At 30.0% G+C, this 15,258-nt stretch carries 12 protein-coding genes; all 12 read right to left on the reverse strand.

Annotated features, from left to right (window positions below; translation table 11 throughout):
- Positions 1–56: 56 nt before the first annotated feature.
- Entirely contained in the window at positions 57–1,022 is a 966-nt protein-coding gene (gene manA / locus V5E38_RS18625; RefSeq protein ID WP_499211081.1) for a class I mannose-6-phosphate isomerase, read from the reverse strand.
- Positions 1,023–1,075: 53 nt separating this feature from the next.
- Positions 1,076–2,152: a glycosyltransferase family protein gene (locus tag V5E38_RS18630; protein ID WP_499211082.1), complete on the reverse strand. Its 1,077-nt coding sequence runs from the start codon at positions 2,150–2,152 to the stop codon at positions 1,076–1,078.
- Positions 2,153–2,170: 18 nt separating this feature from the next.
- The gene (locus V5E38_RS18635) at positions 2,171–3,541 is read right to left on the reverse strand and encodes a sugar phosphate nucleotidyltransferase (RefSeq protein WP_499211083.1); all 1,371 of its coding nucleotides are present in this window, start codon (positions 3,539–3,541) and stop codon (positions 2,171–2,173) included.
- A gap of 77 nt (positions 3,542–3,618) precedes the next feature.
- Entirely contained in the window at positions 3,619–4,953 is a 1,335-nt protein-coding gene (locus V5E38_RS18640; protein WP_499211084.1) for a UDP-glucose dehydrogenase family protein, read from the reverse strand.
- A gap of 231 nt (positions 4,954–5,184) precedes the next feature.
- Entirely contained in the window at positions 5,185–6,690 is a 1,506-nt protein-coding gene (locus V5E38_RS18645; protein WP_499211085.1) for a lipopolysaccharide biosynthesis protein, read from the reverse strand.
- Positions 6,691–6,866: 176 nt separating this feature from the next.
- A complete protein-coding gene (locus tag V5E38_RS18650; RefSeq protein WP_499211086.1) occupies positions 6,867–8,879 on the reverse strand; it encodes an HAD family hydrolase in 2,013 nt (670 codons plus the stop codon).
- Between the two features lie 142 nt (positions 8,880–9,021).
- Positions 9,022–10,284 carry a glycosyltransferase family 4 protein gene (locus V5E38_RS18655; protein WP_499211087.1) on the reverse strand — a complete coding sequence of 421 codons (1,263 nt, stop codon included), beginning with the start codon at positions 10,282–10,284 and terminating at the stop codon, positions 9,022–9,024.
- Positions 10,285–10,304: 20 nt separating this feature from the next.
- Entirely contained in the window at positions 10,305–11,561 is a 1,257-nt protein-coding gene (locus tag V5E38_RS18660) for a hypothetical protein (protein WP_499211088.1), read from the reverse strand.
- Between the two features lie 25 nt (positions 11,562–11,586).
- Positions 11,587–12,405, reverse strand: a complete 819-nt coding sequence (locus V5E38_RS18665) for a glycosyltransferase family 2 protein (protein ID WP_499211089.1) — start codon at positions 12,403–12,405, stop codon at positions 11,587–11,589.
- A 23-nt stretch (positions 12,406–12,428) separates the two neighbouring features.
- Positions 12,429–13,334 (reverse strand): hypothetical protein, encoded by a 906-nt coding sequence (locus tag V5E38_RS18670; RefSeq protein WP_499211090.1) that lies wholly within the window; start codon positions 13,332–13,334, stop codon positions 12,429–12,431.
- A gap of 1 nt (position 13,335) precedes the next feature.
- The gene (locus V5E38_RS18675) at positions 13,336–14,442 is read right to left on the reverse strand and encodes a glycosyltransferase family protein (protein ID WP_499211091.1); all 1,107 of its coding nucleotides are present in this window, start codon (positions 14,440–14,442) and stop codon (positions 13,336–13,338) included.
- A gap of 44 nt (positions 14,443–14,486) precedes the next feature.
- Positions 14,487–15,011 (reverse strand): acyltransferase, encoded by a 525-nt coding sequence (locus V5E38_RS18680; protein ID WP_499211092.1) that lies wholly within the window; start codon positions 15,009–15,011, stop codon positions 14,487–14,489.
- Positions 15,012–15,258 lie beyond the last annotated feature (247 nt).

Genomic DNA, 15,258 nt, shown 5'->3' on the forward strand with positions numbered 1-15,258 from the left:
AATGTATAGAATGTCAAAAAATTAAGCGTTTATTTCAAACTATCAATTATACCTCTTTAAACATGGGAAGTAATTAATTCCATTTCACCATTAAGAGAGAATTCTTTTACATAGCATGGGATTAAAAAGTGCATTCCCTTTTTTAGAGAATGAGTTTCTTCATTAATAGTAATACTTCCTTCACCTTCAATAACACTAGCTAAAATGAAAGGATTATTATTTAGTAGATTTGTTGTAGCAGTTACTTTCCATCTTTCCACGGAGAAGAATTCATTGTCTATAAATTCTGTAATTAAAGTACCTTCTTGTTGATATTCAGCTCTTATTGGGTTGGCATTAGCATGAGGAAAAGTAATGACATCCATTGATTTTTCTATATGTAACTCTCTTAAATTACCGCTATCATCACATCGATCATAATCATATAAACGATAAGTTGTGTCTGAGTTTTGTTGCGTTTCTAGGATTAATGTTCCTTTACAAATTGCATGTACTGTTCCGCTTGGTATATAGAAAAAATCTCCGGGCTTTATTTGAATTCGACGAAGAATTTCATCCCATTTGTTCTCCTCAATTGCGGAAAGAAATTCAGCTTTTGTCTGAGCATTATGCCCAATTATCAATTCAGCGTCTTCTTCACAATCAAGAACATACCAGCACTCAGTTTTTCCTAACTCACCGTTTTCATTGATTTGAGCATATGTATCGTTAGGATGAACCTGAACTGATAAATCGTTTTTTGCATCTAGAATTTTTGTTAATAGTGGAAATTTCTCACCTTGTAAATTTCCAAATAAGTGTCTTTGCTGGTCCCATAGTTCGCTTAAAGATAAACCTTTATACTCCCCATTAGCTATAACACTAGAACCATTATCATGTGCTGAAATTGCCCAACATTCTCCAGTTTTGTCATTAGGAATCTCGTAACCAAAAATTTCTTCTAGTTGAGTTCCACCCCAAATGCGTTCTTGAAAGACCGGTCTAAAAAAGAAAAGATCCTGTTTTTCTATTAATACGTTCATTTACAAAAACCTTCCCCTTAATTATTCTAATAATAAAAATCCATCTAGAAATTCTAGATGGATTCAGGATTAATCTTTAAGTTTAAAATTTCACAAATTTTATTTACAATAAGTCCCACTTCATTTTCATTTTTAACTTCTTCACTAATTGGTAAATCTTTAACTGAATATAATTTTTCTAATGTAATTGCTTCAGCTAAATTATATTCTTTTAAATATGAAATAGTATTTCGATCTTCATTTAATGATTGTCTATCAATGACATAAAGTGACTTACCTTGGTTTACAGCCTCACTAACTGTACCCCAGCCTGCTTTCGTAATGATGATGTCACTCGCTGCGATATAGTTTTGTGACTCTGTATAGTCGGAAGGGATCTTAAAAATATTTTCTCCTTCCACTTGAATATTTGAGGAAACAATATAGACGTTTTCATCATTGGACCATATAGGTAAATCCATTAATGACATATCTATTTTCATACCTATACCAACAAAAATTACCTTTTTGTTGCCAAGTAGATTTACAATTTGTCTTATTCTATTAACTTCTTTTAGTTCAACTGTTCTACTGAAAAATGAAAAATTGAATTCTCCAACTCGACCCCATTTTTCTTGATTTGTTGCAAGAGAAAAATAGTAATCAAGTTGTTCATATGATTTTCTTAATCTTTCCAAATCCTGTTCTTTTAGAATGTCTTTGTATGCAGAATACCACGTGAAATTAGAAATACCTATCGTAGGAACATCGAGAATAGATCCTACTTCTATTCCAATCGGAGATATATCAGATAGAATACCTACAATACTTTTTTCTTTAAAATATTCTAGTTCATTTTCAACTATTTCTTCCCAATTTTGATAGTAATCATAAAGTCTATTTTTAAGTGCAATCGGGTCTGGCTCTAGTGAATCTTTTTTAAGCACATATCCGATATCCGTCTGAACTTCATGAAAAACAACACGTTCACCATATTCAACTAAAGATTCTTTTAAAAATTCTATAGCGAACGAATTACAAATAATTACTCTAACATCTGATGTTCTATTTAAAAAATTACGGATAACGGCAATACTTCTAGAAGCATGACCATATCCGTAATCTGAAATATAATATGCGATTGTTTTCATCGATTACCTCATAAAATATTATCTTTTTACCTTGTAACACTCACGTTCAATATCTAACCATTCTAAATATTTACGTTCAATGTCACCCTCAACAACTGGATAGCCTGTTTGGACTTCAATAAATTCTAAATCAGTTATCGCTTTTAATGTGTGGAAAGATCCAACAGGAATAGTTAATACATCTCCTTCACGAACAACGTTAATTTGTCCATCAATGACAAATATTCCTTCACCCTTTACAATCGTCCAAACTTTTTCACAATGTTGATGACGATGATAGCTTAAGTTCTTTCCAGGTAGTATGTTAATTCGCTTTGTAACGTTGTGCGTCCCATTATCATATACCATTTGATCAAGTACACGATATGAACCCCATCGACGCTCTTCAAACATTGGACGCTGATCTAAATTTTCTACAACTTCTTTAATCTTTTGACTTGCCATTTTTTCAGATACTAATATGCCATCAGGACTAACTGAAACAATAGCATCTTGAATCCCCATTACTGTTACAGGAATATGCAATTCATTAATGACATGAGTATTTTCACAATTACCCCATTTAAAAACTTGCCCTAAAGTATCAGAACCCATTTCCTCAGTTAACGTGTTCCAAGTTCCAAGATCTTTCCAATAGCCTTCGTAACCAATCGCAACAATTTTGTCTGTTTTTTCAACAACTTCATAGTCAAAGCTTATTTTTGGAAGTTTACTATAATTTGAAGAAAGCTCACTATAAACTAACGGTAAATCTTTTTCTTCAAGAATCTTTAACAATGATCCCAAACGAAATGCAAATACGCCACTATTCCAAATTGCACCATCATGAATTAACTCTTCTGCTTCTACTTCAGATGGCTTTTCTTTAAAATGACTTACTTGGATAACTCCATCATTTACTGTTTCCGGAACTATATAACCATATTTTGACGAAGGATAAGTTGGGTTAATTCCCATTAAAGCTAAATCTGCATCAGAATTCTTCAAAACATTTTCTAAATCTAAAACACGTTGAAAAAATGCTTTATCAACGTAAGGATCAACTGGCAATACTGCAACAATTTCATTTTCATCAATAAGTTCTTCAGAAAATAAAAAAGAAGAAGCTAATGCAATCGCTGGGAACGTATCTCGTCGTTCTGGTTCAACAATTATTTTAACTTCTTCACCTATTTGACTTTTTATCATTTCTGTTTGTGTTTTACTAGTAGCAATTACAGTATTTTCTGCTACTCCTAAGCTTTCTAATTGGCTCCATACTCTTTGAACCATAGACTCTAGCTCGTTATGTTCATTAGATAATACTTTTAAAAATTGCTTTGAACGCGAGTCATTAGATAATGGCCATAATCGTTTACCTGAACCGCCTGATAAAAGGACTAAACGCATAAAATCTCTCCCCACTATTTATATAATTAATCCCAATAAAAATAGCCCTCATTTTCTTAATAGAAAATAGGACTATCTCAATTTAATATACTCTCAAGAACAGGAACTCCCACTTCACGACCAATTGAATGATATTCAACACCTGCTTGTGCCATATCTATAGGTTTATAACAATTTCTACCATCAAAAACGATTGGGTTCTTCATTAAATTACAGAATTGATTAATGTCAAAGTTCATAACATCTTTCCACTCAGTCATAATAAAGCACATTTCACTTTCATTTAATGCTTCAATTATTGAGGTAGTATACGTAATTTTGTCACCAAAATGTTTCTTTGCATTTTCTATTCCAACTGGGTCATATGCTACAATATTTGCGCCACGTTCAATAAGGTAATTAATATTTGGAATCGAAGGTGCTTCTCGCATATCGTCTGTGCCCGGTTTAAATGTTAACCCTAATACTGCAATTTTCATTCCTTCAAAGCTTTCAACCATATTACGTGCTTTTTTAATTAATCTCATTTTTTGATTTTCATTTACTTCAATGGCAGCTTTTATTGTTTTTAACTCATAATCTTGATCACTTGCTAACCAATGTAATGCTTTTGTATCTTTAGGGAAGCATGATCCACCATAGCCTAGACCTGCTTTCAAGAATTTATTGCCAATGCGGTCATCATAGCTCATTCCTTTTGCTACATCTTCAACATTTGCACTAACAATCTCACATAGATTTGCAATGTCATTCATAAATGAAATCTTTAAAGCTAGGAAGTCGTTTGATGCATACTTAATCATTTCCGCACTACGACGATTCGTAACAACTATTGGTTGATTAAAAGGTTGATAGATTTTCTCTAAACGTTCTCGAGCCCAGTCACTTTCTACACCAATAACTATTCTTGAAGCATTTAAAGTGTCATAAACTGCAGTACCTTGTGCGAGAAATTCAGGATTTGATGCTACTTCAATATGCACATTATTTTTTAAATATTTTCTTAAATATGCTTCAATTTCATCATTTGTACCGATTGGAACGGTAGATTTAACAACGATTAGTACATCCTTTTCTACGTTTTCTGCAATTTGTCGAGCTACTTTTTTTACAAAATCTAGGTTTGCAGATCCATCGATTCGTTCAGGCGTACCTACAGCAATAATAATTATATCTGCATTTTTATATGCATTAGTATAGTCGATTGTATAATCAATTCGCCCAGCAGCATAGTTTCTTTGCATTAGTTCTTCTAGATCCTCTTCATAAATTGGAGTGATTCCTTTTTTCATTTTATCTACTTTTTCATTATCTATATCTACACATAAGATCTTATTTCCTACTTCTGCAAGGCATGCTCCGGTTACTAAACCGACGTAACCAGTACCAGCAACTACTATATTCACATACATGCACTCCTTTCGCATTTTATATTAACCCATAAAGATAAAAATTTTATGATGTAACAAATTAACTAATATATATCTTATAACCAGATTTTCTAACTAATTTTTTATTTAAACTTAATCATTCAGTTAAACCTCAAGATAATCTTAACCGATTCCTTAATAGTAATAGAAGTACAGAATGTTAATGTAATTAAATATTTTTATTGTGAATAATACTTCTTCTTGGAATTTTAATCATTTTAGAAATTTGCCTAAAGAAGGTTTTAGATATTCAAACAGCGTAGCTCTAGCTTCTTTTTCAATTAAAGATATTAGAACGATATATAGTACGCTTAATAAAATAAATACTAAAATACCAACACAAAGAAATTGAAAGTAATTTTCTATATGAAAATCGATTGTGTTACTGAATAATATTAGAACCGTTGCAAGACACAGACAGGCTAAAGCACGACGAAGTGGAAGAATATTTGAGCGCTGTAAAATTTTTTTTGAAACATACTTTATTGATGCAAAAGTAAAATAAAACATCGATAGAAATGTACCAATTAAAACACCATATATTCCAAAAAACTTTACCAAAATCAAAGATAACACTATGTTTAAGATTGCCTCTGTAATTGCATAGTTTTTTAAGTCCTTATATTGGCCTGTAATTGTAAATACATCACCTGAAGGAAATCGTATCCCCTCTTGTATGGAAATCATAATAAACAAAAGTGGTAGCCATTTATCAATGTAATTTATGTCTGTATTACTAATATATAATTTTAGAAATGGAGTCAATAAAATATAGGTAGTAATAAAAAAAACGAATGATAAGGCAATATAATAAGCTTCATAAAAGTTAAATACTTTTTTAAACTTGCTTATATTTTCATAATATAATTGACCCATACCACCAATAATTCCTTTGGTAAATATTTGGGGAAAAGATACTATTTGAGCTATAATCATATTATAAATGGAGTAAACGCTCACCACTTTTAAGTCGCAAAATAATGTTAATAATAAAACATCGGTATTATGTATAATAATACCTAAAATTTGAAATGCCATTACATCATTTTTCTTTGAAATTGCTGCAAAATCTGGAGTTACTAATGGATTTAGATTAGAATATCTTTTCTTAATATATCTTACAAAAATAATAGAATTTATCATACTCAACACAGCTGAGGACAGAAGTACCACTACAATGTCAGATCCCCATACAATTAATATTATTTTTACAATGTTAGATAATATATTAAATATAGTTAAAAATGCCGTTACTATATAACTTTTATTATCTGCTGTTATTAATATATTATATTTACCTTGAAAAAAGTAGCTTACAAGAGTAGGACAAGCAGATATTAATATTAACATTACTATCTTAAAATAACTGATTTGACTATGAACTGCTAAAGGATATAAAAAAGCCATTACAGCAACACAGGCTAAAAAATAAATTCCAGTTTTAGTATAGTAGTTCGATGTAGCAGAAAAAATCCCATTAATTTTATCTTGGTTTTTCTGTGCAATCTGTGAATACAACGCTTGAATTGAAGCTCCTCCTACACCAGCCTCAAGCAAATTAAGATAAATAAATATTCCTGTAATAGAAGAAATTAGTCCATTGTATTCAGAACCGTAATTTTCAATAATAAGTTTGGGTACTACAATTGCAAGTACAAGTGTAATAATTTTGCTAAAAATTCCACTAAATATGTTAAGTAATGCTGATTTTCTTTTCATTAATAAACTAATCTCCCGAAAAAAATACTTCTGATAGTTGTATTGTTATTTTGAATTTATTAAAAATCAAAACAAAATGTATTAATTAAGAATTCTGTTTTTAATTTTACTTTTACTTATTTAACCAAACATCAGAATCAAAATAATATTCTAAATGATTCTGATTCTGATTTTGGTTATAGTAGATTTAATTTTTTAAATATTTTCTTTAAATCTATTAAAATACGTTTTACACTTTTTCTAAATATCCAATTACCTAAAAGTTTACATAAATAAGCTTCTCTCCAAAGTGACGATTTCATATGAGTATAGCTACTTTTGGGATTAATAATATATTTATAGATAGGTAATGGTTTAGCCAGATTAAACGTACGACCAAAATCGAAATGTGTTAGGCTTCCAAGTAAACTTGCTTCTCTCTTTGTAGGATAGTCATGTAACCTCCTCAAAAGCGATATTATCAACTCTTGATCTATGTTCGAGTTTAGACTATCTTTTACAATTTTATTGTAGTCTTTTACAAATTCTATAATTCCGTCTTGTATACGCATTATTTTTGATAGTTCAGCTTCACTAATTCTAAATTCTTCAAAAGAAGGTATATACTGACCTTCAACCTTTTTAAATTTCTTTAAGCTAGGATGTGGTGCGGTAAAAATACTTTCTAATAATACTAAGTTTTTTGATACTACCAAATTGTTTTCATATGGAACTCCATTATTCACCAAATATCCTTCTAAAAAATAACCGGATTCTAATTTATCTCTAACTGTATTAAACGTAGAAAAATAGTATCCTTTTATTTGATATTCGTCATCTATATCTTTAAGTAAATCGGAAAAAGCCTTTTGTATATTTCCATTCCAACCTATGTCAATTAATATAATATTTTTTGACTTTAATACATCTTCTTGGTCTAAATACCCTAATAAATTAGATCGTTCAATTGAAGCCCTATTAAGAATTTCCTGCTCTATTGGATAACATTTAAACAATTTTTTCAGAGAATCGATTTCACTGTCATTTATGATAATTTGATCAACAGAACTAAAATTGTGTTTAAGGATAAGTTCCCTATGCTTATCATAATTGATACTTGATCTTTCAAATACTTCTCTAACCCTTAAGCTCTTTACATTTCCCGTTAAATAAGATAAATCTTCTTCATTTAATGACTCTTTCATATGTGCCATCCGTAAAGCTCGGCGAGACATATATATATATTTTGAATTCATATTAGAATCTGCATCTGGAAGTATAGTGCTTACTAGTTTTTTAAACAGATACGCATCCCTAGCTAGAAAGCATACCACACTATTTTTCTCTTTTGTTATCTTATCGATAATCCACTTTGTAAATCCATAAGCTGCAATACCAAAAGTTGAATAACCCAAATCAAACCAAAAATCATTACTTTTCACTTCAGGATTCGAATAAAACTGACGATTTATTAGGCCATAATAAAAGGATTCAGAAGCTGTTGATGTACTTTGTAACAACTGATCAAACATATTTTTTTTATATACTTTTTTTCGTACTTGTTCTGAGTTAGAATAATAAAATGTGTTTATTCCTATTTCTGATGGAATTTTTATGTCTGAATGTACATGGTCACCTATATGAAGTAACTCATCAGGAGAACATTTCAGGTTTTTTAATACAAATTTGAACAAATTACCACTATACTTCGTCTTAAGAATATCAGAAGAAAGATATAGTCTTTTATATTCCTCATATCCCTCTCTTTTCAATATATGTTCTATATCTTCCTTATCAAGGTACATATCAGATATAAATAAAACCTCTTTCTGTTTTTCGATACAATAACTATAAACTTCATAAATATATTGATTTCTCACGATTAAGTTTTTTTCTATTAATTTTTCCATTTCGTAAAGCTTATCAGATGCCTCTTTGTCATATGTAAGATAATTATAATAACTATAAATATCTTTAAGTGTAACTTCTTCACAATTATCATTACATAAATAAACTCTTGCATTTTTTTCTGCTTGAATTCGAGCTTTAACAAAATCATAACCTAACTGGTTATTTTCACGATTATATTTTTCTGAAATAACTTTAAATACATCTATTGGTTCTTTTACCAATCGCAAGATTGCTGTATCAAAAATATCAAAGGATACATATGTTGCTGCATCTATTTTCTTTTTTAATTCACTTATCATTTATATCCCACTTCTATAATTAATTTTCCTTGCATTCTTTAAGTGTTAGTGTAATAATGTTTTGCTCTAACTATTACATTAGATAACTAATAAACTTTTTCACGCCTCTTTGTATATATTCTTAATAAGATTAATCATTTAATTATTCAATCTCTTTATATACTTTAATTAAGGTCTCTAAATTACTTTCTCTATCATGTGTCTTTTGGGCATGATTTCTAGCATTCTTAGAAAAATTTATTGCGATTTCATCATTTTGAAAAATTTGTGTAACATAATATGCTAACATATAAGGGGCATCTGCCTGAAACACATATCCTTCTTCTCCATGATTAATCATATTTTTTACTCCACCAACATCAGAAGTAACTACAGGAACCCCTAATAACATTGCTTCTCCAACGGAATTTGGTGAATTTTCAATTGATGATGCTGAAACAAATACATGCGATTTACAGAATCTCTTACACATTTCATATTCATTGAGACCACCTAAAAAGACTACATGATCCTCTAATGAATACTTTCTAATTAGATTTTTTAAATATTTATCATAAGTGCCCTCTTTAAAAAATGATTTCAAGCTCTTATCTAATCTATTTTTTCCAGTCGCGTAGACAATAGTATCGGGATATTTTTCTAAAATAATAGGTAATGCCTCAAGTAATATATGTAATCCTTTAATAGGGTATTGGCTTTGGCTAACAAAAATTGAATGTCGTTCGCATTGCTCTATTTCCCATTTTTCAATATAAAATTGATTTCTGAGAGTTTCATTACAGAAATGGTACTGAATGCTTGGGTTTATTTGTGTTGAACATGCGATATCCCAATCTGTACGGCCAATTACATGTCTAGCAATCTTTAAAGTTTCTATTTCATATTTTCCTCTTTTAACAAAAGACCTTTTCTGTTGTACTATGCTATCTCTTTTAATTAATTCTTTTATGGTACATTTATTAACGAATTTTTTCTCTATAAATCCATAAAAATGTTTTTCATAAACAGAGACTAAACCTTGTATTGATACGACAGTTGAATCTAATAAATCTATATTTTTACATGCAAGGATAGCACAGTAAGAATGAATGTACTCTGTTCCCCAAATATGAATAATATCTGGTTTATAATCTTTGATTATATTTTCAAATATCTTAACACTACTTGTATTAAATTTTGTTGTATTCTTTTTAAAAGGAACAGCATAATAACTTATGCTATCTACGGTACCACTTATAAGCTCGGTACTCTTTGAAGCCGGGAAAGCAATGCATAACTCAATATCTGAATTGGCTGATAGCTGATTGCTTAGTTCAACAAGCCATCCGCCACCATTTCCTGTGTTTACACCTATCTTATTTGCAATATTTGGAATAGGCTGATTTGTAATCCATAAAATCTTCATTTATTATAACTACCTCCGAATTATCCTTCATCATTCCTCTTAACATTTATATTTGATGATTTAACGATTTTATTACCTAAAACCAGTGGTATTACCAATAATACAGGAAACCAAAAAACAGGCTGAGCCAACGAAGTATTAATAAGCATGAATAAATATACGGTAAAGGATATAAATGATTTTCGATTCTTCCATGCAAACCTAATATAAAACCACATTATAATTAGAGTTGAAGGTATACCTATAGTTGCTAAAGATTTTGTAAGACCTACTGGAGAAGATAGGTCTGGAATATATTCAACTAAATAATTTCTCCACTCATCCTCATAAATCTCGAATCCTGCGCCAAGTGGATGCTTTAGCGCAACTTGTATATCGGCAATCATAGAAACTGTTCTCGATCGTCCTGTTGATACGTTTAAATCAATTGCTCCCTCAGAATTTGCGATTTTGTTTATAAAATTTTTATATATAAAACTCTCTGTACCTTGAAAAGAAACTAATAACGTCAACAGGATTATAGCCCCTATTAAAACTTTGTTTAAACGCTTCTTCTGAAGGTCCTTTTTTTGAAATATATAACCAATAAATAATACTATTGTTGAAATAAAACCCGTCGTTGATTGAATTGTTAGAATTGTAATAATCATTATAGTTATATATTTAATCCTAGTATTCGCCTTAATTTTCAACTCACTCTCATCATAAAATAATAATAAAAATAAGACGACATTAATAGCAATTTGATGGAGTCCAGGTTCCCCATAAATACCTATATTTCTACTAGCATCACTCTGTAAGATACAAAAAAACGGGCTCCAATAATACATACTGGTATCATATATTAATCTAATAAATATATTTCCAAAAATATTCATATTGATTAAAGATATAAAAAATCCTATTAGACTAAGCACTGAGAGAAACACTACAATTTTAACCATGCGAAAACAAAAATTTTCCTTATCATATTGGTAAACAAAATAAACCAACATAAACCTACTTATAATATTTAACACGGTGGATAAGGACAGAGATCCGGCGGAAATAATACTCGTTAATAACAATATTGAGCTAAGGATAAAAATAAATAAAATAGTTTTATCAATGACTTTGTTATATAGTATTTTTTTAAAAATAAACCAACCAGATAATATAATGGTTCCAACAACAAAATAGTCCAAAAAGGGTTTAAAAATAACCCCTCCTTGGAAAAGTAATAGTAGATATATCATTAAATAATGATATATTGCATATTTTTTTATTATTAATTTCATTCTATAAATATCCCTTCAGAAAAAACTACTTCCCCATTAAAATCCTTATATACGGAGATAAAGAATATTTAATTGCAAAAATCAAACCAAAATTTTTATTTAGGTAATAAAACCATGGTTTAAAAGGTGGCCCCTTTATAGACTCCTTCTTCTTTAATCTATCTAGCCTTTTAAGTGAAGTGTCTTTCCATGTACCTTTAATTGAATTGGTATGACAAATCCCTACAAAATCTTCAGATACTTCGATGTAATAACCAGATCTACTAATTTTTAAACCGTAGTCTAAATCAGCCAAAGCATGTTGATAAACCTTATCGAAATTTCCCATTCTATCAAATATTCTTTTAGGCATTAAAACACAATTCATATTAAATGTGTCACAATTCCCCTTAAAAGCAGGCTGTACAGGATAATATTGTCCTTTTACTTTTCCTTCATTAAGCTTTAAGGCTCCATAAGTTAATTTTCCATATTCATCACTCGTAGCCCCGACAACTACTGAACCAAGATTATTTTCTTGATTAATCAATTTATCAATTGATCCTTCATAAAAATCTACGTCATCATTAACAAACAGAACATAATCTGATTCATATTTATTGTTATGACAGTATTCAATTCCTTTTCTCATTCCACCTGCCCAATACAAATTTCCATCACCTGATAATATTGTTATATTTGGCCGCAACTCATTCAATGCTTCAACTGTGCCGTCATTACTATTATCATCTACCACAACAAAAGAAAATTCTAACTTTCGGTTTCCATTTACCAGACTATTAATACATTTAGTTGTTTTTTCTCTTCTATTAAAACAAGTTAAAATAACTAATACTTTTGTCATCTTTCACACCACTTTTCACTCTATTACCAATAACTTCCACCTTCTACTTTTTCAATTTTAGGAGGTGTCTCGTCAGCAGATGGGCGAGTCCAATCTTCATTATAGAATTTAGAAATAATTGGATGATTATCCCACCTAAAGCCCTTAATACCAAATAGTAATTGTGTTGCCCCAGACATTTGTATAGATATTTTTCCAATACTCTTAACAAATGCTGCTAAAGGTAATGCATATGCACCAGCACCAATAATAGCTATATCAAATTCTACTTTTGCAATTTCATTGCACATATATAGATAAGCACTATTCCAATCTAAAAATTCGCTATCTGCACCAGCGTTAGATTGAACCGCTCTAACAAACTCTATTGATTTAAATTGTGGGAGTACATTTTGATTTGCAAATATCTTTTCTCTTTTTAAATATTGCTTTTTAATACTATCTGTAAAGGGGTGAACTATCAGAACACGTTTTCCTTTTAATGCTCTAGTCCAAGGATTTTCAAAATAGTATGGCTCGATAGAGCGCGCTCTTATTAATGTTGCACTTGCGCAATATTTATTAACAATAGTTTTTTCTTTATATACATTGCAAAGAGCCATAATATCTGCTTTGCTAATTGCATCCGAGTATATTTTTGAAAAAATAGAATTTCCTTCTTTTGTTGGAGGAAAAATTCCGGCACAATACATCCCATTTTCTATCGTTTTTTGTTCTACTTCTTTACCATAAATCCATGGATAAATGCAGCGTGTTTCAACAGAGCCCAATCTAACTATCATACAAGGCATTCCATCATTAACTTTCTGAAAAATTAAGTTATTACCTGCCTCCTCAGACAATACACTTTTATTTAAGTACTCAATTTTAAATTTTAATGCTTTATACACACTTTTTAGCTGTTTAACAATTTTAATATCGTTATCCATACTAATTAATAATCCCTTCTATTACCTTAGCAGTCTTCGCCCAAGTAAATTCATCTATAACCCTATTATGCGCAGCTCTACCGATATTCTCGTAATGTGTCAAAACTCCTTTAACTAAATCTTTATCAGATTTACAAAGTATTCCGCTTATACCGTTCTCTATAATATAATTTGGGCCAGGTGCTTCCCAAGCCACTACTTTACATTCATAATACATAGCTTCCAGGATAGCCATTCCAAATATTTCTTGTTTATTTAAGTTAATAAATGCATTTGATATTCTATATAATTCCCATATCTCGGTATTCGGAACTTTTTCTATTATCTTAACAGAATCAGATAAATTTTTTTCTAAAACTGCTCTTTTTATTTCATGCTTAAGATAACCGGTCCCGATTATTAAGAGTTTAAAAGTGATATCTTTCTTATATATTTGTTCAAATATCTCTAAAAGTTTTAATGGCTGCTTTTCATGAACCAGACGTCCAATGAATAGCAACACCTTGTCAGAGCTTTCAAATCCCCATTTAACCTTTAATTTTGCCACTGATTTTCCAGCATATTTAGTCTTCATTATGCTTAAATCTAGACCAACAGGGCCAATTCTACAATTCTTAACCTTTTGCTCTTTTAAAACTTTATGTACCTGCGGATTTTTTACCATGCATGTACATTTCTTATAAACGGAAACATTTCTCTTGAATAGAGCATTGATAATAACCTTTCTTATCTTACTCTCACTATGGCTTTCAACTACACCAATATATGGAATTAGTGTTATACCATTCTTTTTGCACCACTTATAAACCTTTGGAACCATTAGCTGTGTATCAGAGAAGTATACTAGTGCATCAATAGTATTATCCAGTGTATTAAAATCCAAAAATCCATTAATCCCTGAATGTTTCGAAGGAATAAAATTTATCGTTGTGTGATTACAACCAACTACCTTATCAGATATGAACTTTTTATCCTTTGTAATTAACTTATAGATAATGACTTCATCAAATATTTTATCTAATTCTTTTGCTAAACCAATTTCTTGGGAATTATAAAAACCCTTTTGCCCAAAGTTTCCAATACTAGTGATTAATAATCCTACCTTCATATCCTCACCACTCTTCTACACATAACTCTATGTGCTACATACTTTTAAGAATAATTTTTTTCATGCTCAAGAATCTGTTCTGAAGTAAACCTATTTGAAATTACTCTAGCTGGATTTCCTCCAACAATCGAATATGGCTCTACATCCTTTAAAACTACACTACCTGCTGCGACAATAGAGCCTTTCCCTATTCTAGTTCCACTTACAATAATTGCTCCATATCCAATCCAAACATCTTTTTCAACTACGATCTTTAAATTTTTACCTTTGAACTTGTAGTCTTTATCTCCTATCCAAGGACTATCTTTGATGCTTTTTCCGATAAAACTATAATCATGATCATACTTACCGATAAGTCCTACATTATTTCCAAACAAAACATCATCAGCTACTTCAATATCAGTCTCAAATGAACAGTATTTTCCAATATAAACATTATTTCCTATCGTAATTTTATTGGGAGCATAGAACACCGTACCGCGACCAAATGTAGAGTATTTTCCAATTGAAATATTCTTATATTTTGCTAGAAGAAGTTTACATCTTAATAATTTTAGTTTCTTAAACATTCCCACAATATTCATTCCTTTTTAAACAAAAATACTTGATACATTCTAAAAAATGAGAACTTTCTTGATATTATCTATAAAATTTGTTTAGGCAAATATTCATCATTTTTGTAAAGTTATATTCAAATATTAATTTCCCAATGATAAACCTATATTCTAAACAATACCAATTTTGAATTACTGAAGTACCGCGGATATAAGTTACTAAACATAAGCCACAACTAAAAGCACATCATTTGATAAATAC

The sequence above is a fragment of the Rossellomorea sp. GAMAL-10_SWC genome, assembly GCF_049568075.1.
Classification (GTDB): Bacteria; Bacillota; Bacilli; order Bacillales; family Bacillaceae_G; genus Gottfriedia.